This window comes from Pedobacter sp. CFBP9032 (assembly GCF_034045265.1).
GTDB lineage: Bacteria > Bacteroidota > Bacteroidia > Sphingobacteriales > Sphingobacteriaceae > Pedobacter.
On the sequence record NZ_JAXCWE010000005.1, the window covers coordinates 210,675 to 232,993 of the forward strand.

The following is a 22,319-nucleotide window of genomic DNA, read 5'->3' on the forward strand; positions in this document are numbered from 1 at the left end:
TGATTATTTAATTATCATCCTCAAACATTCCGCCAATTAAATCATCGGTTTCTCTTCTATCTTTTTTAGTTGGTCGTCCTGTACCTCTGTCCCGTTTTAAATTTGGTGCATGGAAAGCAGATTTGAAAGCATGTGTTTCCTCTACAGGAGTTAAATCTTTATATTTTGTTAATGCCGTTGGCGAATCCGTTCTATTGTAAGAAAAATCCACCACTTCAATAATTTTCTTCTCTATCCCTTTAGATACCTGGAATACATCACCAATCTTTACAATTGCTGATGGTTTAATATTCTGTCCCTTTAACTTCACACGTCCAGCTTTGCACGCATCCGTTGCCAGGCTTCTGGTTTTAAACAACCTGATTGCCCACAGATATTTATCGATTCTAAGTTTTTCTGCCTCTGCCATTAGTGGTTTGTTAGTTGCTTGGTTTTCTAGTTGATTGGTAAAAACCATCAATTAAAATCCAAAACGCTCAAAATTTGAAAAACAAAGTTAAGCAACCCTAACCCAAAAAACCAACTACCTAAAAACTAATAAACCAAAAATTTTAAGTTATTTTGCGTAAAATTTAAAAACATCATGTATTCAGATTTAAAGAAATTAATTGAAGCCGCTTGGGAAGACAGAACCCTTTTAAAGTATAGCAACTATTGCGAAGCCATCGAAACCGTTATTCAAGGATTAGATAAAGGCGAAATACGCGTTGCTGAACCAGTTCTAAATTCATGGGGCATTAATGAGTGGGTAAAAAAAGCAGTGATTTTATATTTCCCGATTCGTGAGATGAAAGAAATTAAAAGCGGTCCTTTTGTTTACCACGATAAAATGGATTTAAAAACAGACTATAAAGCAACTGGTGTTCGTGTGGTGCCTATGGCAAGCGCACGTTACGGTGCCTATTTAGCAAAAGGTGTAATCATGATGCCATCTTACGTAAACATTGGAGCTTATGTAGATGAAGGTACCATGGTTGATACCTGGGCTACAGTTGGATCATGTGCGCAGATTGGAAAACGTGTTCACTTAAGCGGTGGCGTTGGCATTGGCGGAGTATTGGAACCAGTTCAGGCAGCTCCTGTAATTATCGAAGATGATGCATTTTTAGGTTCAAGAGCAATCGTTGTTGAAGGTGTAAAAGTAGAAAGAGAAGCTGTTTTAGGTGCTAACGTGGTATTAACTGCATCAACTAAAATTATTGATGTTACTGGCCCAACACCTATCGAATACAAAGGGATTGTTCCGGCCCGCTCCGTGGTAATTCCTGGTAGCTATACTAAAAAATACCCTGCAGGAGAATATCAGGTGCCTTGTGCATTAATTATCGGTAAACGTAAAGAGAGTACAGATAAGAAAACTTCACTTAACGATGCGTTGAGAGAAAATAATGTAGCTGTTTAAGCTGAAATTATAAAGGTGAAAGCTGAAAGCGAAAATAAAACACAAAAAGCCGAAAGTAACGAACTTGAGCAATCAAGCATTAGTCTTTCGGCTTTTAGCTTTCCACTTAAAATAGGTTTCGATGGCAAACGTGCTGCAAATAATTTAACTGGCCTAGGTAATTATAGCCGCTCTTTAATCGAATCCCTTGCCAATCAATATCCTGAAAATCAATATTTTGTTTATTCACCAAAGGTAAAAAGCCATAAACAAATTGATTCTTTTTTAGCGCAGGATAATATCACTTTGAAATTACCCAAAGAGGGTACTTTTCTGTGGAGGACTTTAAACATTCTAAAGGATTTAGGCGGAGATCACGTTCAGATTTTTCATGGATTAAGTCATGAAATTCCTTTCGCAATCCAGCATACCAAAATCAAATCCATAGTAACCATTCATGATTTAATATTTCTTCGCTTTCCGCACTACTACCAGTTTATCGATCGGAAACTCTACGAATGGAAAAGTAAATCAGCCTGCAAAAGAGCTGATAAAATCATTGCGATCAGCGAAAAAACCAAGGCAGATATTGTTGAATTCTATGGAACAGATCCAGACAAAATTGAAGTGATTTATCAAAGTTGTGATGACAGTTTCAAAGAACCATTGCCAGCGCAAAGCCTAAAACGTATCACACTTACCTATAAGCTTCCAGATCAATACATTTTAAATGTAGGTACAATCGAGCAGCGCAAAAACCTCAAACTAATTATCCAGGCACTTAAAAATGTAAACGATCAATACAAATTAGTTGTTATAGGTAAACAAACACCTTATTTTAAAGAAGTAGAAAGGGAAATAGAAAAGTTAGGACTCCGAAATCGTATCATCTTTCTCAAGAATATCCCTTTCGCAGATTTACCTGGCATCTATCAAATGGCCAGCCTCTTTGTTTATCCATCTTTTTATGAGGGTTTTGGAATCCCCATCATAGAAGCTTTATATTCAAAAGTACCGGTAATTGCAGCCACAGGTTCTTGCTTAGAAGAAGCAGGAGGACCCCATAGTATCTACATTAATCCTGATGATGTTACCGGATTAACCCACTGGATTAATTTGGTTTTAGAAAATGTCGGCTTGCAAAATGAGATGAAAGAAAAAGGGCTGGAATTTGTTCAAAAATTCAACAGCCCTCTCGTTACGCAGCAATTAATGAATTGCTATCAAAATTTGATCAGTTAACCGCTATTATTTTGCAGCTAACGCATTTGGCGGATATTGTGCTAAAATCTCTCTCACACCCGTGTAAAGGCGTTCTTCCCTTTTCTTCAGATTATCTAAGTTAAAGCCGCTTCCCCTGCCGTGCCAGAATAATTCTTTTTTAGCAGGATCAAGGAAATCAATGATAATTGTGCCTTCAATATATTGATTTACATAGTTGCCGCCCCCCCAGAAAGGAGAACCCCAACCGCCACGCCAGCCCCAGCCGCCGCCCCAACCCCAGCCACCGTAGTAACCAGGACCGTAGATGTCAGTTTTTTCTCTGGCAACAACGACTAAATTAACCAGCATATCTGGTTTTTCAGCTTTAGTAAAGCCCTTGGCATTCATTTCAGCTTCAACGGCTGCCACCAAACGTCTTTTGTCCAGATTATTTAATTTAACTCTAGCGATTCCTTTATCGTAAAAATTATAAGTTTTGTAACGATTAAAGTCTGCATTTTTATCGAAATCGGATGCCGTGCGGAGACTCGAACATCCTGCCAATGCGATTACAGTTGTAAGCAGCATCAATAAGTTTTTAACTGTTTTCATGTGTGTTGTTTTGTTTAAATAACCGATAATAAAAATAACAAAATTTAATCTGAAATTGTCTAATCAGATGTAATTTTTACAATCAAATTGTTTGGATAGAACGTGTTATGAAACAGAAAGTTTTATCGCAAATGTTAAATATTTTACGAATTGTGCATATTTAACATTTCAACTAAAAAATTACCTTTGTATATGCTCAAAGAGGAAATTAATAAAGCTTTAGAAGTACTGAAAGATGGCGGGGTAATTTTATATCCGACGGATACCATTTGGGGTTTAGGCTGTGATGCAACTAATGTAGAAGCGGTAGAAAAATTACTAAAAATTAAAAACCGTCCTGCTGAGAAAAGTTTAATTGTACTGCTAGATGTGGATAGTAAAATTCAAAGCTATATTAATGAGGTTCCCGAAGTGGCCTATGATCTTATTGAATATGCAGAAAATCCGCTAACTATTGTTTTTCCCGGGGCAAAAAACCTGGCGCCGAATGTAATTAACAGTGATGGAAGTGTGGGCATCAGGATTGTGAAGCATGATTTTTGTACACCACTTCTTCAACGCTTCCGTAAGCCAATCGTTTCTACCTCGGCCAATTTAAGTGGACAGCCTTCTCCAAAATTCTTTGATGATATTGATCCTGAAATTTTAGACTTAGTAGACCTTGTAGTTGATTTTGAACAAGAAAATCGCAGCATTAAAAAGCCATCTACCATTATGAAACTCTCTCCCGGTGGGCAGTTTGAGTTTATTCGCAAATAATCACCTGGCTAATCCGCTGCCTAATCAAACCAAAACCCTTTGCGCACCGAATGTTTTTAGTAATTTTGGCATTTATTGCCTTTATATATGGAATCTAATTTAAGTGATGGAAGTGTGAAGTCCTCTTTAACGGATTTAAGCGTCCATCTGAAAAATCCGATATTCAAAACACTTTCATCTGTAGCCGATCAGCTTAACATTGAAGCCTATGTTATTGGCGGTTTTGTTCGGGATATTTTCCTCAATCGCCCGTCAAAAGATATTGATGTGGTGGTAGTAGGTAGTGGAATAGCTTACGCAGAAGCGGTTGCTAAAAGACTAAATACCAAAGTTGCTGTTTTCAAAAATTTTGGCACCGCCAATATCAAGTTCCACGATTTAGAGGTAGAATTTGTTGGCGCCAGAAAAGAATCATACCGTTCAGAATCCCGCAAGCCGATTGTAGAAGACGGTACTTTAGAAGACGATCAGCTCCGCCGCGATTTTACCATTAATGCTTTGGCAATTAATCTTAATGCCGCTCATTTCGGCAAACTGTTGGATCCCTTTGATGGTCTGCTGGATTTAAAAAGCAAATTTATCCGCACCCCGCTAAATCCGGAAGTTACTTTTTCAGATGATCCTTTGAGAATGATGCGGGCGATTCGTTTTGCATCTCAGCTTAATTTTAAGATCGATCCGGCAGCGCTCCACGCCATTCAGACTCAGAAAGAAAGAATAAGTATTGTGTCTAAAGAGCGAATTACAGATGAAATGAATAAAATCATCTTGTCTGCCAAGCCATCTATTGGCTTTAAACACCTATTTGATACCGGTTTATTACAGATCATTTTCCCTCAAATGGCACAGCTTTACGGAGTAGAAATTATTAAGGGAAAAGGACATAAAGACAATTTTTACCATACTTTAGAAGTGTTAGATAACATTTGTGCCTACACTGATGATTTATGGTTACGTTGGGCAGCTATATTACACGATATTGCTAAACCTGCAACGAAGCGTTTTGAAGAAGGACATGGCTGGACATTTCACGGTCACGAAGATAAAGGCGCCAGAATGGTTCCGAAAATTTTCGCTCAGCTTAAATTACCTTTAAACGAAAAAATGAAGTACGTACAAAAACTTGTGCAACTTCATTTAAGGCCGATTGTATTGGCCCAGGAAGTAGTCACAGATTCTGCCGTACGAAGATTACTTTTTGATGCTGGTGAAGAAATTGATAGCTTAATGCTTTTATGCAATGCAGATGTTACAACAAAAAACGAATACAAAAAGACAAAATATAGAAACAACTTCGACCTGGTAAAACAGAAACTAAAAGATGTAGAAGAAAGGGATAAAATCCGTAATTGGCAGCCTCCAATTACGGGAAACGATATTATGGTTACTTTTGGCTTAGAAGCAGGAAAGGAAGTAGGCTTAATTAAAAACGCTATTCGCGAGGCTATCCTGGAAGGTGAAATTACTAACGACTACCAGGAGGCATTTGATTTTATGCTGAACCAGGCAAAACAAATGGGATTAAATCCTGTTCTTAAATAATTTAATTGACCAAATACCAATAGAAGGCGATTTTTGCGCCGCAAGATGTTTGTTGTTAATGTAAATTAACTTTATTTTTACGATTCCAAAATACAATAATGGCAATTTATAAATTCAGAATTACTTTCGAAGATTTTGATGATGTGGTGAGAGAGATCGACATTAAATCAAACCAAACATTTGAAGACCTGCATAAGGCTATTCATAAATCAACTGGCTATAACGCAGAAAAATCTTCTTCATTTTATGTGAGTACAGACAATTGGTTAAAGGGCGATGAAATTGCCTATCTGCCGAATGAAAGAAAAAAAGATCGCGTAGTATTAATGGAAAATTCTAAGTTGAGTGGTTTTATCGAAGATCCACATCAGAAGTTCTATTATATTTATAATTTCGATCGCCCTTTTGATTTCCATGTTGAATTGGTCAAAATTGTTTTAGATGCTGATCCAAGTATCGAATATCCCTTCCTGGCAAAAAGCTCCGGCGACGCCCCAAAGATTTTCGAAAAAAATGCGGTGACCACAGATGATGTCGAAAACGCTCCTGTAGCAGTTGGTGAATTCGACTTTTTAAATGAATTGAATTTTGTTCCAGAGGATACAGACGAAATCGAAGCCATGGGCGAGATGGGAATTAACGAAAAAGAGCGTGACGACGATGAAGAATCTGAAGATGATGAGTTCGGAGACGAATTTTCAGATAGCGACAATTACGATGAGAATCAAAAAGACGATTATTAGTCAACGTTAACTATATAAATGAAAGTCAGATGGAAACATCTGACTTTTTGCTTTAAACCAAACAACAATAATGGCGGTGTGGAAAGAAAAAACTTTAGTGTCGGTAGTTGGCCCAACGGCGATAGGCAAAACGGCCCTAGCCATCCAGCTGGCGCAATATTTTAATACTGAAATTATCTCGGCAGATTCCCGGCAGTTTTTTAAAGAGATGGAAATCGGTACGGCTAAGCCAAATATAAATGAACTTGCAGCAGCTAAACACCATTTTATAGATTCGCATTCTATTCAACAACTATTTAGTACCGGAGATTTTGAGGTAGAAGGATTAAAAAAACTTGAAGAAATCTTTGCCCATCATGACCTGGCCATTATGGTTGGTGGTTCAGGCCTATATGTAAATGCTTTGATCAATGGGCTTGATGAAATGCCAGAAATTGATCTTTCTATCCGAACACAATTGAATGAGCAGTTCAAAATAGAAGGCATTGCCCCTATCCAATCAAAACTGGCTGAAGTAGATCCCGAATATTTTTCAAAAGTTGATCAGCAGAATCCCCAAAGAATGATCCGGGGATTGGAAGTGTTTCTATCCACCGGACAAAAGCTTTCTTCTATGCTATCCGCTACCAAGAAAGAAAGACCTTTTAATATAGTCAAAATTGGCTTGAACACAGATAGGGCTATGCTCTACAACCGGATTAACAGCCGGGTAGACCAAATGATTAGCAGTGGACTAATTAAAGAAGTAGAATTACTTTCAGATTTCAGAACTTATAATGCTTTAAATACGGTGGGTTACAGTGAAATTTTCGAATATCTAGATGGAAAAATATCACTTGAAGATGCCATATCAAGCATTAAGCAAAATACCCGTCGCTTTGCCAAACGCCAACTTACCTGGTTTAGAAGAGATGAAGAAATCAATTGGTTTGAGCCAGATCAGGGCAATCAGGTTATTGATCATATCGAAATGCTCATTCAAAAAAAAGGGATTTGCTAAGCAAATCCCTTTTTTTTGAAACATCAGCTGAAATTATCTCTAACCTGGAAATTTAACGCCTCTATATTTACTGATATCAATCGTCGGCACTGTTGCACCGTATTTAGCATTAATTGCATCGATAAATACATTCGCTATTGCTGCATTCCCCCTTGGTGTAAGGTGAATTCCATCTAAAGAAAATGCCCCACCAGAAATAAATGCCGCATTGATGTTGATTCCCTGAACAGAAATTCCTGTTTTAACCGTATTAAAATAAGTGTAAGTATCTGCAATAGCTAAGCCTTTGCTTGTTGCTATCGTTTTAATACTGCTGTTGTAGCTATTCACATAATCCTTCACTTTAATCACTTCATCTTTATCTAAAACCCAGTCGCTGGTGATCGGGTTTCTAGGATCTAAGCCATAGAAAAATCCCGACGCATTTGGCCGCGCAAACAAATTTGCATTTTGAAAAGGTAAACGAACTAAATCTTCTGTAGTTGCAGCCCTTACCGTTCCGGCACCAGTCTGAATAAAAACAGCCTGAGCAGCAGGGTTAACAGCCTTCGCGGCAGCAAGTAATGCAGCAGGTGTAACCGTATTAAAATAAGGAACAGCTGTCACATCAGGAATAGTACCTACGATACCTTTTTGCCCGCCTGCGGTTAGGGCATTTACAAAATTTGAATACAATGAGGAGAAGGTTACCTTATCCGTTAACGCCGTAGTAGGATCTGTTGGCAATGTAACCGCACCATTTAAAGCATAACCCAATACATCGTTATTACCTAACCACAATGAAAAGAAAGTATGGCTTCTACCTTGCACATATTGAAAATAACTAGTGGTACCCACTTGGGCATCACCCAAAAGGCGTTCAAAATATGGATTCGCAGCGCTAAAAGTTGGCGCAAAAGATAAATCCAAACGCATTCCCGGAACACCTAAATTCTGAATTTCACCAGTAAATTTCGTTAAGCGGGTATTGGTTGGTGTATTTCTCCATCCATTACCGGCAACAGGTGTTAAAGTTGGTGTACCGTTAACTAATGCAGTTAAACTTACATAACCAGAACCATTTGACTGTGCATCTGTAAAGAACGGTGAAGTAAAAGCACCACCGCCAACTGTAGCCATCTGTGCAGCAATTAAGTTCGGATAAGCAACGTTCTGCCCTTCCAGGTATAAACCGCCATCTGCAAAGCCAGAAGTGAGTGAGTTGCCTATGGCAATGTATTTACCGAAATTAGCTTGTCCGGCGGTTGTACCTGCTGGAGTCTCAATTTCAGGTTTACAAGATGCTGCAAACAGTATGGTAGCAGCAACAAGACTATTTAATATAATTTTTTTCATGTTGATATCTCCTACCATTTATATGTTAATGAAAGACCTGGTGCATAAACCAAAGTCTTAAACGTACCGTCTAATCCGGTTTCTATGTTTTTTTGCTGACGTGATTTTACATCTTCAAAGAAGAATGATGCGTTAACTTCAAAGTGACTTGTTGGTGCATAGCCAACTCCGGCACTTAAAATATAACGATCAGCGTCTGGTGCTTCCGGTGTTACAAAACCATCCTGAACTGGCGAAAATGCATAACCAACTCCAGCTCTTAAAGCTAACTTTTCTGATGCCTGGTGATTGATTCCTAACTTAAATGACGAACCATCACGGTAATTACGGGCCGATCTCGTGTCAGCTAATGTTGGTGTATTTACGGCATAATCAAACGCCAGTTCTTCATAAATACGCCATTGTACCCAACTGGCGTCAAACGCTAATGTAGTACTCTTTGACAATGGAACTCCTATACCCAGGGTTGTAGTAGAAGGCAAAGGCAATTCTGCGTTAAAAGTATTTCCTGCAGGGAAAGAAGTGCGCAAGGATTCAGGAACATCAAATGTTGCTGTTCCGTCGTTCAATTTTGTAACTACTTTTGATTTGTGCACAACTGCGAAGGTAACATTACTTACCGTTTTTACATATAAACCAGCATTCCAGCCATAACCACTTCCCGTTCCTTCTAAAGTTGCATGTCCAGATCTTCCATCAGGATAATTAACTGGTAATGCCCGCTGAAGATTTACGTCACCGTGGTTATATACAAAACCAGCACCGATACCAATGTGTTCAGTAATTTTTACACTTAATGTTGGTTGGAAATATATCGCTTTTAAATTTAATGAGGTTAATGCATATCTGCCAGACCATTCATTTCCCCAGTCTACTAAACCACCGAAAGGGGTATAAACACCTAAGCCTAGTTTCCATTTATTAGACTTTGGTCCCCAAACAGCATACGCTTCGAAAGGAGGTGCAATTTTATTTTTAACATTTTCAGTTATATTCGATCCAGTTTGTCTGAATGCAGATTTAAACAGTAGTGGGTTTACACCTGCGGATATAGAATTCTTTTCGAGAAAGGAAACTGCCCCTGGGTTAAAGAATACTGATGCTTCATCTAAGGCCAATGCAGATCCGGCACCTGCCATGCCAATTTGTTTTTGCCCTTGTAGGTTAACCTGGAACCCCTGTCCAAACACCCATAGGGGGACAGAAAGTAATGCGCTCAATAGAAGTTTTTTCATTTTATATATGGTTATAACACAAATATATATTATGCTAGCATAGCAAGCAAATATTTGCTGTAAGAATTTTATGCAGGTTACGCTTGGGCAGTAGGTCCACCGAAGCCCATCGGAAATGGCGGCTCTTCCTGTGTTTTGATCCGGCCGTTTATGGCCTCAAATTTTTGAATATTATCATCTAGTGCTGTTAATAAACGTTTAGCATGTTCAGGCGTTAAAATAATACGCGATTTCACCTTTGCCTTAGGAATTCCAGGCATCACACGGATAAAATCCAATACAAACTCGGTATTAGAATGAGTAATAATGGCCAGATTAGAAAAAATACCTTCAGCAATTTCCTCCGACAGTTCTATATTTAATTGATTTTCGTTTTGTTGTTCTTCCATAATAGATCAAAAATAAAAAATTCCACTACTTGATAGCGGAATTAAATGTAATATTAAAAATAAGTTCTTTAATAATTTATTTCATCATAAAATTTACAATACCTATAACTGAGCCTATAATGGCTAAAAATTGAATTAGACCTACAACATAGATGGTCTTTTGCATATTTGCAATATCTTCCTTGGTAACTAAAACTTCACGTTTATTATCAAATTAGATTCAACTTCAGCCTTCACAAAAGAAACCAACTGCTCTGCCTCCTGTTCTACAAGCTTAGCTTTAAAATCTGAAAGCGTTGCATTTCTGTAAAGCTCATCACGTTATTGTTATTTAAGACTACAAAATCTATCCCAAATAAAAAAGTCCTCCATGATTAGTGGAGGACTCGATTTGAATGTATTTAAATTTAAGCTTCTACTTCTTCTTGTTTCGAAGCTAACAATTTATCGTATTCTTCTTGAGAACCAACGATGATTCTTTCGTAACCACGTACACCAGTACCTGAAGGGATTAAGTGACCAACGATCACGTTTTCTTTCAAGCCTAACATATTATCGCGTTTACCTGCAATCGCCGCCTCATTTAATACTTTCGTAGTTTCCTGGAACGAAGCCGCAGAAATGAACGATTTAGTACCTAATGATGCTCTTGTAATACCTTGTAAGATAGAACTTGCCGTTGCTGGTCTTGCATCTCTCACCGTGATCTGTTTTAAATCTTTACGTTTCAACTGAGAATTTTCATCTCTTAATCTACGTAATGAAACAATCTGACCTGGTTTGATCTCATTTGAATCACCTGCATCTTCAACAACTTTCTTGTCGTACATCGCATCATTCTCGTCAGCGAAATCCCAACGGTCAACAGCATTGTTTTCTAAGAAAATCGTATCTCCCGGATCTTCGATGTGAACTTTCTGCATCATCTGGTGAACAATTACCTCGAAGTGCTTATCATTAATTTTTACACCTTGCAAACGGTAAACCTCTTGAATACCATTTACTAAGTATTCCTGAACCGCTGCCGGGCCTTTAATTGATAAGATATCTGCTGGTGAAATTGAACCATCTGATAAAGGCATACCTGCTTTCACAAAGTCATTATCCTGAACAAGGATGTGTTTAGACAATGGAACAAGGTATTTTTTAACTTCACCATCTTTAGATTCGATTGTAATCTCACGATTACCACGTTTAACACCACCTAAAGTTACTACACCATCAATCTCAGTTACTACAGCTGGGTTTGAAGGATTACGCGCCTCAAATAACTCTGTTACACGAGGCAAACCACCTGTAATATCTCGGGTTTTACCAGTTGCACGAGGAATTTTAGCGATAATCTGACCAGTTTGGATAGCTTCACCTTCATCAACTGAAACGTGAGCGCCTACCGGAATGTTATAACCTTTGATAAATTCGCCTTTCTTATCAACAATCTGAACAGAAGGGTTTTTAGTTTTATCACGTGTATCGATAATTACTTTTTCACGGTGACCAGTTTGCTCATCTGATTCTTCACGGAAGGTAACACCTTCGATAATTGCATCAAATTGTGCTTTACCGGCAAATTCTGAAAGAATAACCGCGTTGTATGGATCCCACGAACAGATTTTGTCTCCTTTAGATAACTTATCTCCTTCTTTAACAAATAAGAAAGCACCATAAGGAATGTTGTTGGTTACAATAATACGTCCGGTTCCTGGTTCAACAATTTTGAACTCACCAGAACGTCCTAATACCACCTGAACGGTACCATCTTCTGTTTGTGTATCTACAGTACGAATATTTTCGAATTCAATTACACCATCAAATTTAGCTACGATGTTTGATTCTGCAGCAATGTTCGATGCAGTACCACCCACGTGGAAAGTACGAAGTGTTAACTGTGTACCTGGCTCACCAATTGATTGTGCTGCAATTACACCAACTGCCTCACCTCTTTGAACACGTTTACCAGATGCTAAGTTACGTCCATAACATAATGAACAAACACCTCTTTTATTTTCGCAGGTTAATACCGAACGAATTTCGATACCTTCTAATGGAGATTCTTCGATTAGTTTTGCAACTTCTTCGTTGATGTCTTCACCAGCACCTACCAATAATGTATTATCTAAAGGATTGTAAACATCGTGCAATGAAGTACGACCTAAAATCCTGTCATATAATGGCTCCACAATATCTTCCTGATCTTTCAATGCAGTAGTGTACATACCTCTTAAAGTACCACAATCTTCTGAATTTACGATCATATCCTGGGCAACATCATGTAAACGACGAGTTAAGTAACCCGCATCCGCCGTTTTTAACGCCGTATCCGCCAAACCTTTACGCGCACCGTGAGTAGAGATAAAGTACTCTAATACCGATAAACCTTCTTTAAAGTTCGATAAGATCGGGTTTTCAATAATATCACCACCTGAACCTGATTTTTGAGGTTTTGCCATCAAACCACGCATTCCGCAAAGCTGACGAATCTGCTCCTTCGAACCACGTGCACCTGAATCAAGCATCATGTAAACCGAGTTGAAACCTTGGTTATCTGAAGATAACTGGTTCATCACGAAAGTAGTTAACCTGTTGTTGATACGGGTCCAGATATCGATAATCTGGTTGTAACGTTCGTTGTTCGTAATGAAACCCATGTTATAGTTGTTTCTTACTTCTTCAACTTCGTTAGCAGCCTGCTCTAGTAAAGTATGTTTTTCTACCGGAATGTTTACGTCTTGTAAATTGAACGATAAACCTCCCTGGAATGCCATACGGAAACCTAATTCTTTGATATCATCTAAGAATTGAGAAGAACGCGCCATACCAGTCATTTTAACTACCTCACCGATAATATCTCTTAACGATTTTTTAGTTAATAATTCATTGATATAACCAACTTCCTCAGGAACCATTTGGTTAAATAATACCCTACCTACAGTAGTTTCAGTTAATTTATTAACGATAGAACCGTCATTTTGCTTAACATTAACCCTTACTTTGATAAAAGCATGTAAGTCTAATTCTTTCTCGTTATAAGCGATGATCACTTCTTCAGGAGAATAGAAATTAGAATCTTGTCCTTTTACAACACGAGTTTCATCTGTTCTACGGCCTTTAGTAATGTAATAAAGACCCAAAACCATATCCTGAGATGGTACTGTAATTGGTGTACCATTCGCAGGGTTTAAGATGTTGTGTGCAGCTAACATCAATACTTGGGCTTCCAAAATTGCTGCGTTACCTAACGGTAAGTGGACAGCCATCTGGTCACCATCAAAATCGGCGTTGAATGCAGTACAAACTAATGGGTGTAACTGAATTGCTTTTCCTTCAATTAGTTTTGGCTGGAAAGCCTGAATACCTAATCTGTGTAAGGTTGGTGCACGGTTTAATAATACCGGGTGACCTTTTAATACATTTTCTAGGATATCCCAAACTAATGGATCTTTACGATCAACAATTTTCTTCGCAGATTTAACTGTTTTTACCACACCACGCTCAATCATCTTACGAATAATGAACGGTTTGTAAAGCTCAGCAGCCATATCTTTAGGAATACCGCACTCGTGTAATTTAAGGCTTGGGCCTACAACAATTACAGAACGAGCTGAATAATCCACACGTTTACCTAATAAATTCTGACGGAAACGACCTTGTTTACCTTTCAGGATATCTGAAAGTGATTTCAAAGCACGGTTACCTTCAGTTTTTACCGCATTAACTTTACGTGAGTTATCAAATAACGAATCTACAGCTTCCTGTAACATCCTTTTTTCGTTACGTAAAATTACCTCTGGTGCTTTAATCTCGATCAAACGTTTTAAACGGTTGTTACGGATAATTACACGACGGTATAAATCATTTAAATCTGAAGTAGCAAAACGACCACCTTCTAATGGCACTAACGGACGTAATTCTGGTGGAATAACCGGAACGATTTTAACAATCATCCACTCCGGACGATTCTCAATACGTGTATTGGCACCACGGAAAGCTTCTACAACCTGAAGACGTTTTAAAGCCTCATTTTTACGTTGCTGAGAAGTTTCGTTAGCAGCCTGGTGACGTAAATCGTAAGATAAAGTATCTAAGTTAATACGCTTCAATAAATCCTCTAATGCTTCAGCACCCATTTTGGCGATGAATTTATTAGGATCTTTATCATCCAGGTATTGGTTTTCTTTAGGTAATTTATCTAAGATATCTAAGTACTCTTCCTCTGTTAAGAAGTCCATATACTTAATACCATCTTCCTCCATTAAACCGGATTGGATAACTACGTAACGCTCGTAATAGATAATTAAATCTAATTTTTTAGTAGGCAAACCTAATAAATAACCGATTTTGTTTGGTAAAGAACGGAAATACCAGATGTGTGCTACAGGAACCACCAAGGCGATGTGTCCCATACGCTCACGACGTACTTTCTTTTCTGTTACTTCAACACCACAACGATCACAAACAATACCCTTATAACGGATACGTTTATATTTACCGCAATGACATTCGTAATCTTTTACCGGACCAAAAATACGCTCACAAAACAAACCATCACGCTCAGGTTTGTAAGTACGGTAGTTAATGGTTTCTGGTTTCAACACCTCACCGCTAGAACGCTCCAAAATAATTTCCGGAGACGATAAGCTAATCGTGATGGATGTGAAATTGCTTTTTAATTTATTATCCTTTTTGTAAGACATATCTCTTGTATAAGGTTAAAGCTTAAAGCTCAAAGACCAAAGCTTTTGGCTCTAGTCTTTAAGCTTTCAGCTTAATTAATCTAACGTAATATCTAAACCTAAACCACGTAACTCATGTACCAATACGTTAAACGATTCTGGTACACCTGGAGTTGGTAGGTTTTCACCTTTAACAATGGCTTCGTAAGTTTTGGCTCTTCCGATAACATCATCCGATTTAACGGTTAAGATCTCCTGAAGAATATTAGCTGCACCGAATGCCTCCAATGCCCAAACCTCCATCTCACCAAAACGCTGACCCCCGAATTGAGCTTTACCACCCAATGGTTGTTGTGTAATTAATGAGTATGGTCCGATTGAACGGGCGTGCATTTTATCATCAACCATGTGACCTAATTTCAACATGTAGATAATACCTACTGTTGTAGTCTGATCGAAACGCTCACCTGTTAAACCATTGTATAAGTAAGTTTTACCTGAAGCAGGAACACCCGCTTTAGCAATCCACTCTTCTACTTCAGTATGTGTAGCACCATCAAAAATCGGAGTTGCAAATTTAACACCTAATTCCTGACCAGCCCATGCTAAAATAGTTTCATAGATCTGACCAAGGTTCATACGTGAAGGTACACCTAGTGGGTTCAACACAATATCAACCGGAGTACCATCAGCTAAGAAAGGCATATCTTCATCACGTACAATACGTGCAACAATACCTTTATTACCGTGGCGACCCGCCATTTTATCACCTACTTTTAACTTACGTTTTTTAGCAACATAAACTTTTGCCATCTGTACGATTCCGGAAGGAAGCTCATCACCTACACTAATTGCGAATTTATCACGTTTGTAAGCACCAAGTTCTTCGTTAACACGGATACCGTAGTTGTGAAGCAACATTTTAATCATCTCGTTTTTATCATCATCAGTAGTCCATTTGTTAGGGCTGATGTGATTATAATCAAGATCTGCTAAAATTTTCTGAGTGAATTTAGCACCCTTAGCTACTAGCAATTCTTTGTAAATATTGAATACACCCTGAGATGTTTTTCCATTTACAATAGTGAATAACTTATCTACTAATTCTGCTTTTAATTTCTCAGTAATGCTGGTATAACCCTTGTCTAATTTCTCAATTGCTGATTTCTCTTCAGCTTTTGTAGTTTTCTTAGCACGGCTGAATAATTTTGTATCAATTACCACACCCTGGATAGAAGGAGGAGTTTTTAAAGACGCATCTTTAACATCACCTGCTTTATCACCAAAGATTGCACGTAGTAATTTCTCTTCCGGTGAAGGATCAGATTCTCCTTTTGGAGTGATCTTACCAATTAAAATATCACCTTCTTTTACATCAGCACCCACACGGATAATACCGTTTTCATCAAGGTCTTTAGTAGCCTCTTCAGAAACGTTCGGGATATCTGGTGTTAATTCCTCTTCTCCACGTTTAGTATCACGTACTTCTAATTCAAACTCTTCAATATGCAATGAAGTGAAAATATCATCACGAACAATACGCTCGTTGATTACAATCGCATCCTCAAAGTTGAAACCTTGCCAAGGCATGAAAGCCACTTTTAAGTTTCTACCTAAAGCCAATTCACCGTTTTGAGTTGCATAACCTTCGCAAAGTACTTGTCCTTTAGTAACTTTCTGACCTTTTCTTACGATTGGCTTCAAGTTAATACAAGTATTCTGGTTGGTTTTTTTGAACTTAATTAAACGGTAAGTTTTGCTATCACCTTCAAATGAAACTAAACGATCATCTTCGTTACGTTCGTATTTAATAGTAATTTCGTTAGCATCTACATATTCTACAACACCATCACCTTCTGCATTGATCAATGTTCTCGAGTCACGGGCAACGCGACCTTCCAAACCTGTACCAACAATTGGTGCTTCAGGACGTAACAATGGTACGGCCTGACGTTGCATGTTCGATCCCATCAAAGCCCTGTTCGCATCATCATGTTCTAAGAACGGAATTAACGAAGCAGCGATTGAAGTAATCTGATTTGGTGCAACATCCATTAAGTCTAATTTCTCAGGCTCAATAATCGGGAAGTCACCCTCGTAACGTGCCTTAACACGTGGCGTGGTAAACACACCTTTATCATCATATTCTGCATTAGCCTGAGCAATGGTTTTTCCATCTTCATCCTCAGCAGATAGATAAATAACGTCCGAATCAACAACTACCTTACCATCTTCAACACGTTTGTATGGTGTTTCGATGAAACCTAAATTATTGATTTTTGCATGCACACAAAGTGATGAAATTAAACCAATGTTTGGTCCCTCTGGAGTTTCAATCGTACATAAACGACCGTAGTGAGTATAGTGAACGTCACGTACCTCGAAACCAGCTCTTTCACGTGATAAACCACCTGGGCCTAAAGCTGATAAACGGCGTTTGTGTGTAATCTCCGCTAATGGATTCGTTTGATCCATAAACTGAGATAACTGATTGGTACCAAAGAAAGAGTTGATAACTGATGATAACGTACGGGCGTTAATCAAATCTGTTGGGGTAAACACCTCATTATCGCGAATGTTCATACGCTCACGGATTGTTCTGGCCATACGGGCTAAACCAACACCGAACTGTGCGTATAACTGCTCACCTACCGTACGTACACGACGGTTAGATAAGTGGTCAATATCATCCACTTCTTCTTTAGAATTGATCAATTTGATCAGGTATTTTACAATCGCGATAATATCCGCTTTTGTTAATACTTTTACATCATCAGGGGTATTCATTTTCAATTTACGGTTGATGCGGTAACGACCAACATCACCTAAATCGTAACGTTTATCTGAAAAGAATAAACGATCAATGATACCACGAGCAGTTTCCTCATCAGGTGGTTCTGCGTTACGCAAAGCACGATAGATGTTTTCAACAGCTTCTTTTTCTGAGTTTGATGTATCTTTTTGTAATGTATTATAAATAATGGTGTAATCAGCCTGGCTTGCACCATCTTCCTTAGAAAGAATAATAGTTTTAACACCAGCTTCGATCACCATATCAATGTGTTCGTCTTCTAAAACGGTTTCTCTTTCAAGAATCACTTCATTACGGTCGATAGAAACTACCTCACCTGTATCTTCATCTACAAAATCTTCGACCCATTTCTTTAAAACTCTTGCCGCTAATTTACGACCGATGTATTTCTTTAAACCTGATTTACTAACTTTTACTTCGTCAGCAAGATCAAAAAGTTCTAAGATATCCTTATCAGAATCGTAACCAATAGCACGTAATAAAGTGGTAACCGGGAATTTTTTCTTACGATCGATGTAAGCATACATGACGTTATTCACATCTGTAGCAAACTCAATCCATGAACCTTTGAAAGGAATAACACGAGCAGAATACAATTTGGTTCCGTTAGTGTGACGGCTTTGGCCGAAGAACACTCCAGGAGAACGGTGTAATTGCGAAACGATAACACGTTCTGCACCGTTGATAACAAATGTACCTTTTGGCGTCATATACGGGATCGTACCTAAGTACACATCCTGAATAATGGTTTCAAAGTCTTCATGTTCAACATCGTTACAAGAAAGCTTTAGCTTTGCTTTTAATGGAACATTGTAGGTTAATCCACGCTCAATACACTCGTGTATATCGTAACGTGGCGGATCAACAAAATAATCAAGAAATTCTAATACGAAGATATTTCTTGAATCTGTTATTGGAAAGTTCTCAGCAAACACTTTAAACAAACCTTCGCTAGAGCGATCGTCTGATGTGGTATCTATCTGGAAAAATTCTCTGAATGATTGCAATTGCACATCCAGAAAATCCGGATAGTCTATAATGTGCTTACTAGTTGCAAAATTTACTCTTTGTTCGACTGTCTTTGCCAATGGACTAAAAGATTTTAGTTTAAGAATAAACTATTTGTTTGGTTCGTGTTTGAAACATACTCATTAACCAAACAAAATGAGGTGTTTATAAACAGGTAAAGACACCAACATTTTCAGTCGGTGTCTAATACATTTTTAGCTTAGCTAAATTAAGTGATTACTTAATTTCAACTACTGCTCCAGCTTCTTCTAATTGTTTTTTAAGAGCTTCTGCTTCGTCTTTAGTAACACCAGCTTTTAATTCTTTTGGTGCTCCGTCAACTAAGTCTTTTGCTTCTTTCAAACCAAGGCCAGTTAAGTCTTTAACAAGTTTCACAACTGCTAATTTAGCGCCACCAGCTTCTTTAAGAATTACATCAAAAGATGTTTTTTCTGCAGCAGCAGCAGGTGCATCACCACCAGCAGCAGGACCAGCAACTACAGCAGCAGCTGCAGGCTCGATACCATACTCGTCTTTTAAGATTTGAGCTAATTCGTTAACTTCTTTAACGGTTAAGTTTACTAATTGCTCAGCAAACGATTTTAAATCTGCCATTTTATTAAGATTTTAAATTTTTACGTAAAATAATTTTGTTTTATTTGCGAACTTAAGGTGTTCGTTAACCTTCTCTTTCTTGAAGAGTTTTAACAATTCCTGCAATTTTGCCTCCGCTTGATTTAAGCGCAGATACAACATTTTTCGCTGGTGATTGTAATAATCCAATGATATCGCCAATAAGCTCTTCTCTCGATTTTAAGCTTACCAAGTTATTCAATTGGTCATCGCCAACGTATACTGATGAATCTATAAATGCTGCTTTAAGCAATGGTTTATCAGATGTTCTTCTCAAAGCTTTAATCAACTTAGCCGGAGCGTTTGCTGTTTTTGAGAATAATAATGATGATGAACCTTTAAGGGCTTCGTATATCTCAGAAGCATCGCCATCTAAACCTTCAATCGCTTTGCGGATTAAAGAGTTTTTAGCAACTTTCATGATGATATCATCTTCGAAACATTTGCGGCGGATGTTATTAATCTGCTCAACAGAAAGGCTAGATGTATCTGCAATATAGAAATTGCCGTACTCTTGCATTTGTCCTTGTAGTTCTAAAACTACTTCGTTTTTTTCTTCTCTGTTCATGATTAAATCCCCGCTACTGATTTAGTTTCAATTGCAATTCCAGGACTCATAGTAGAAGACACGTGAATGCTTTTAAAATAAGTTCCTTTTGCAGCAGATGGTTTTAATTTAGAAATAACCTGAATAATTTCAAGTGCATTCTCATAAATTTTGTCTGCTGGGAATGATACTTTTCCTATCGAGGCGTGTATGATACCCGTTTTGTCTACTTTAAAATCAATCTTACCTGCTTTAACCTCAGTTACAGCTTTACCAACGTCGTTAGTTACTGTACCTGATTTTGGGTTAGGCATTAAGTTCCTTGGACCTAAAACACGGCCCAATTTACCTACCTTAGCCATACAAGCTGGTGTAGTGATAATAATGTCTACATCGGTCCAACCACCTTCAATTTTAGCTACATACTCGTCTAAACCTACGAAGTCTGCACCAGCTGCTTTCGCTTCTTCTTCCTTATCAGGAGTTACCAAAGCTAAAACACGTACAGTTTTACCTGTTCCGTGTGGTAAAGTAGCAATCCCACGTACCATTTGATTGGCTTTACGTGGATCTACACCTAAAGATACATCAATATCAACTGATGCATCAAACTTAGTGGTAGTGATTTCTTTTACCAAAGCAGCAGCAGCCTGTAAAGTATAAGCTTTACCAGCTTCTATCTTAGCATGTGCCTTTTTTTGATTTTTAGTTAATTTCGCCACTGTTGTAAACTGTTTTTTAATTAATTGTTCCAGGGTGCGTCACCAGAAACGGTGATTCCCATACTGCGTGCTGTTCCAGCAACCATACTCATTGCAGATTCGATTGTAAATGCATTTAAATCAGGCATTTTATCTTCAGCAATAACTTTAATCTGGTCCCAGGTCACCGACCCAACTTTCTTACGGTTAGGCTCAGCAGAACCACTCTGTAATTTAGTAGCATCTTTTAACTGGATAGCTACCGGAGGGGTTTTGATGATGAAATCGAATGACTTATCAGCATAAACAGTAATTACAACTGGCAATACTTTACCTGCTTTATCTTGGGTACGAGCGTTGTACTGTTTGCAAAACTCCATAATGTTCACCCCTTTAGCACCTAATGCAGGTCCTACTGGTGGCGATGGATTTGCCGCTCCGCCTTTGATCTGTAATTTGATCATTGCACTGACTTCTTTTGCCATTTTGTGTTTTTTGTTTATTTAAAACTCAATGTTAAATATTGGAAGCATGTAACATTTAATTCCTTTCAGCTCCTATAAAGCTTAAAGGACTGCAAAGATATGGATAATGTTGCAGTACTGCAATAGATTAGGTAAAATAAAATCATATTTCTATACCAGACGAAATAAGTTCTCATTTATAATAAGCGTTAAAGTAATTTATTCAGTAATTTCCTATCTATAATAGTAATTGTGTTCGTTAAGAAATACTTCATTTATTTCAATAACTTTTCCTTTTAGCTTTAAAAAGTTTGACATACACCGTTTTTCAGAACCTATAAAGACTTGATTCTTATTTCTACTAATAGATGCTAATGGATTCAATCGAAATTTAACTTTAAACTCATCGAAATCTTCTTCAGCTTGATACTTCCAAAAGCTGGAGCAATATAATCAGGCTCATCATTCTTAATAGAAACCATGTCTTTTAAATAACAATACCACCAGAAGGGCAAATATTTACTTGAACCAGATTGGAATCTTTCCTAACAATGTGTATTGCTCTTCCCTTCTCTTACAAGCCTCCTTGAAACGACCTAACACTGTCTCATCAGGTGATCTTTTGGACTTATATAATTATCTAATTCCTTATTTAAAAATAACAAAAAAACTTTCCCTTTTGAGGAAAGCTTTTGATATTTTTAGAAAATCGTCAATCTGAAATCTACAATCGTAGATCTGCTTATTCTTTTTCTACTTGCATATAGTTAAGCTCTAATGGTGTTTTACGACCAAAGATTTTAACCATAACTTTTAATTTTTTCTTTTCCTCGTTTACCTCTTCGATAATACCTGAGAAACCGTTGAAAGGTCCATCCATTACTTTAATACCTTCACCAACATAATAAGGAACATTCATGGTTTCACCCTGTTCGCTCATTTCATCAACTACACCTAAAATACGGTTTACCTCTGCCTGACGCATTGGAATTGGATTACCGGCTTTATCACCTAAGAAACCAATAACACTGTTGATTCCTTTAATGATGTGTTCTAATTCTCCATCTAATGTAGCTTCGATTAAAACATAACCAGGATAAAAATTACGTTCTTTTGCAATTTTTTTACCGTCTTTCATTTGGTAATATTTTTCCATAGGAATCAAAACCTGTGGAACCAAATGAGAAAAACCTAAACGGCTGATCTCAGCATCAATGTATTGTTTTACTTTCTTTTCTTTACCGCTAACCGCCCTTACAACGTACCACTTTAGATCGCTCAT

18 protein-coding genes are annotated in these 22,319 nt (G+C 37.8%); 6 read left to right on the forward strand and 12 right to left on the reverse strand.

Annotated features, from left to right (window positions below; translation table 11 throughout):
- Positions 1 to 7 precede the first annotated feature (7 nt).
- Complete coding sequence (locus SOM16_RS11580) at positions 8 to 409, reverse strand: RNA-binding S4 domain-containing protein (RefSeq protein ID WP_320464169.1); 402 nt, start codon at positions 407 to 409, stop codon at positions 8 to 10.
- A gap of 174 nt (positions 410 to 583) precedes the next feature.
- Here SOM16_RS11580 and SOM16_RS11585 point away from each other — a divergent pair, with 174 nt between their 5' ends.
- Both SOM16_RS11585 and SOM16_RS11590 read left to right on the forward strand, forming a co-directional pair.
- Positions 584 to 1,402, forward strand: coding sequence for a 2,3,4,5-tetrahydropyridine-2,6-dicarboxylate N-succinyltransferase (locus tag SOM16_RS11585; RefSeq protein ID WP_320464170.1), 819 nt, complete (start codon positions 584 to 586; stop codon positions 1,400 to 1,402).
- Positions 1,403 to 1,417: 15 nt separating this feature from the next.
- Positions 1,418 to 2,623 carry a glycosyltransferase family 1 protein gene (locus SOM16_RS11590; protein ID WP_320464171.1) on the forward strand — a complete coding sequence of 402 codons (1,206 nt, stop codon included), beginning with the start codon at positions 1,418 to 1,420 and terminating at the stop codon, positions 2,621 to 2,623.
- A gap of 6 nt (positions 2,624 to 2,629) precedes the next feature.
- Here the strand turns inward: SOM16_RS11590 and SOM16_RS11595 are convergent, their stop codons facing one another.
- Complete coding sequence (locus SOM16_RS11595; RefSeq protein WP_320464172.1) at positions 2,630 to 3,196, reverse strand: DUF4136 domain-containing protein; 567 nt, start codon at positions 3,194 to 3,196, stop codon at positions 2,630 to 2,632.
- A gap of 192 nt (positions 3,197 to 3,388) precedes the next feature.
- Between SOM16_RS11595 and SOM16_RS11600 the strand changes: the two genes are divergently transcribed.
- The 4 genes from SOM16_RS11600 to miaA all read left to right on the forward strand — a co-directional run bounded on the left by SOM16_RS11600 (position 3,389) and on the right by miaA (position 7,240).
- Positions 3,389 to 3,955: an L-threonylcarbamoyladenylate synthase gene (locus SOM16_RS11600; protein WP_320464173.1), complete on the forward strand. Its 567-nt coding sequence runs from the start codon at positions 3,389 to 3,391 to the stop codon at positions 3,953 to 3,955.
- An 87-nt stretch (positions 3,956 to 4,042) separates the two neighbouring features.
- Positions 4,043 to 5,497, forward strand: coding sequence for a CCA tRNA nucleotidyltransferase (locus tag SOM16_RS11605; RefSeq protein WP_320464174.1), 1,455 nt, complete (start codon positions 4,043 to 4,045; stop codon positions 5,495 to 5,497).
- Positions 5,498 to 5,595: 98 nt separating this feature from the next.
- Positions 5,596 to 6,240 (forward strand): IS1096 element passenger TnpR family protein, encoded by a 645-nt coding sequence (locus SOM16_RS11610; protein WP_320464175.1) that lies wholly within the window; start codon positions 5,596 to 5,598, stop codon positions 6,238 to 6,240.
- Between the two features lie 70 nt (positions 6,241 to 6,310).
- Positions 6,311 to 7,240 carry a tRNA (adenosine(37)-N6)-dimethylallyltransferase MiaA gene (miaA, locus tag SOM16_RS11615; protein WP_320464176.1) on the forward strand — a complete coding sequence of 310 codons (930 nt, stop codon included), beginning with the start codon at positions 6,311 to 6,313 and terminating at the stop codon, positions 7,238 to 7,240.
- 39 nt (positions 7,241 to 7,279) lie between these two features.
- Here the strand turns inward: miaA and SOM16_RS11620 are convergent, their stop codons facing one another.
- From SOM16_RS11620 to nusG, 10 genes are all read right to left on the reverse strand, one after another.
- Entirely contained in the window at positions 7,280 to 8,575 is a 1,296-nt protein-coding gene (locus SOM16_RS11620) for a G-D-S-L family lipolytic protein (RefSeq protein ID WP_320464177.1), read from the reverse strand.
- A gap of 11 nt (positions 8,576 to 8,586) precedes the next feature.
- Positions 8,587 to 9,810, reverse strand: a complete 1,224-nt coding sequence (locus SOM16_RS11625) for an OmpP1/FadL family transporter (RefSeq protein ID WP_320464178.1) — start codon at positions 9,808 to 9,810, stop codon at positions 8,587 to 8,589.
- Positions 9,811 to 9,887: 77 nt separating this feature from the next.
- Positions 9,888 to 10,199, reverse strand: coding sequence for a DUF3467 domain-containing protein (locus SOM16_RS11630; RefSeq protein ID WP_320464179.1), 312 nt, complete (start codon positions 10,197 to 10,199; stop codon positions 9,888 to 9,890).
- Positions 10,200 to 10,606: 407 nt separating this feature from the next.
- Positions 10,607 to 14,893, reverse strand: a complete 4,287-nt coding sequence (gene rpoC, locus SOM16_RS11635) for a DNA-directed RNA polymerase subunit beta' (RefSeq protein WP_320464180.1) — start codon at positions 14,891 to 14,893, stop codon at positions 10,607 to 10,609.
- Between the two features lie 75 nt (positions 14,894 to 14,968).
- Positions 14,969 to 18,772 (reverse strand): DNA-directed RNA polymerase subunit beta, encoded by a 3,804-nt coding sequence (rpoB, locus tag SOM16_RS11640; protein WP_320464181.1) that lies wholly within the window; start codon positions 18,770 to 18,772, stop codon positions 14,969 to 14,971.
- Between the two features lie 157 nt (positions 18,773 to 18,929).
- Positions 18,930 to 19,307: a 50S ribosomal protein L7/L12 gene (rplL, locus tag SOM16_RS11645; RefSeq protein ID WP_029279312.1), complete on the reverse strand. Its 378-nt coding sequence runs from the start codon at positions 19,305 to 19,307 to the stop codon at positions 18,930 to 18,932.
- Positions 19,308 to 19,371: 64 nt separating this feature from the next.
- Positions 19,372 to 19,893 (reverse strand): 50S ribosomal protein L10, encoded by a 522-nt coding sequence (gene rplJ, locus SOM16_RS11650; protein WP_088302929.1) that lies wholly within the window; start codon positions 19,891 to 19,893, stop codon positions 19,372 to 19,374.
- Between the two features lie 2 nt (positions 19,894 to 19,895).
- Positions 19,896 to 20,594: a 50S ribosomal protein L1 gene (rplA, locus tag SOM16_RS11655; RefSeq protein ID WP_029283242.1), complete on the reverse strand. Its 699-nt coding sequence runs from the start codon at positions 20,592 to 20,594 to the stop codon at positions 19,896 to 19,898.
- 20 nt (positions 20,595 to 20,614) lie between these two features.
- Entirely contained in the window at positions 20,615 to 21,058 is a 444-nt protein-coding gene (rplK, locus tag SOM16_RS11660) for a 50S ribosomal protein L11 (RefSeq protein ID WP_010601094.1), read from the reverse strand.
- A gap of 721 nt (positions 21,059 to 21,779) precedes the next feature.
- Positions 21,780 to 22,319, reverse strand: a complete 540-nt coding sequence (gene nusG / locus SOM16_RS11665) for a transcription termination/antitermination protein NusG (protein ID WP_025143263.1) — start codon at positions 22,317 to 22,319, stop codon at positions 21,780 to 21,782.

Coding starts and splice junctions, on each gene's coding strand:
- SOM16_RS11580 (WP_320464169.1), bottom strand. CDS start 409: ATGGCAGAGGCAGAAAAACTTAGAATCGATAAATATCTGTGGGCAATC.
- SOM16_RS11585 (WP_320464170.1), top strand. CDS start 584: ATGTATTCAGATTTAAAGAAATTAATTGAAGCCGCTTGGGAAGACAGA.
- SOM16_RS11595 (WP_320464172.1), bottom strand. CDS start 3,196: ATGAAAACAGTTAAAAACTTATTGATGCTGCTTACAACTGTAATCGCA.
- SOM16_RS11600 (WP_320464173.1), top strand. CDS start 3,389: ATGCTCAAAGAGGAAATTAATAAAGCTTTAGAAGTACTGAAAGATGGC.
- SOM16_RS11605 (WP_320464174.1), top strand. CDS start 4,043: ATGGAATCTAATTTAAGTGATGGAAGTGTGAAGTCCTCTTTAACGGAT.
- SOM16_RS11610 (WP_320464175.1), top strand. CDS start 5,596: ATGGCAATTTATAAATTCAGAATTACTTTCGAAGATTTTGATGATGTG.
- miaA (WP_320464176.1), top strand. CDS start 6,311: ATGGCGGTGTGGAAAGAAAAAACTTTAGTGTCGGTAGTTGGCCCAACG.
- SOM16_RS11620 (WP_320464177.1), bottom strand. CDS start 8,575: ATGAAAAAAATTATATTAAATAGTCTTGTTGCTGCTACCATACTGTTT.
- SOM16_RS11625 (WP_320464178.1), bottom strand. CDS start 9,810: ATGAAAAAACTTCTATTGAGCGCATTACTTTCTGTCCCCCTATGGGTG.
- SOM16_RS11630 (WP_320464179.1), bottom strand. CDS start 10,199: ATGGAAGAACAACAAAACGAAAATCAATTAAATATAGAACTGTCGGAG.
- rpoC (WP_320464180.1), bottom strand. CDS start 14,893: ATGTCTTACAAAAAGGATAATAAATTAAAAAGCAATTTCACATCCATC.
- rplL (WP_029279312.1), bottom strand. CDS start 19,307: ATGGCAGATTTAAAATCGTTTGCTGAGCAATTAGTAAACTTAACCGTT.
- rplJ (WP_088302929.1), bottom strand. CDS start 19,893: ATGAACAGAGAAGAAAAAAACGAAGTAGTTTTAGAACTACAAGGACAA.
- rplK (WP_010601094.1), bottom strand. CDS start 21,058: ATGGCAAAAGAAGTCAGTGCAATGATCAAATTACAGATCAAAGGCGGA.
- nusG (WP_025143263.1), bottom strand. CDS start 22,319: ATGAGCGATCTAAAGTGGTACGTTGTAAGGGCGGTTAGCGGTAAAGAA.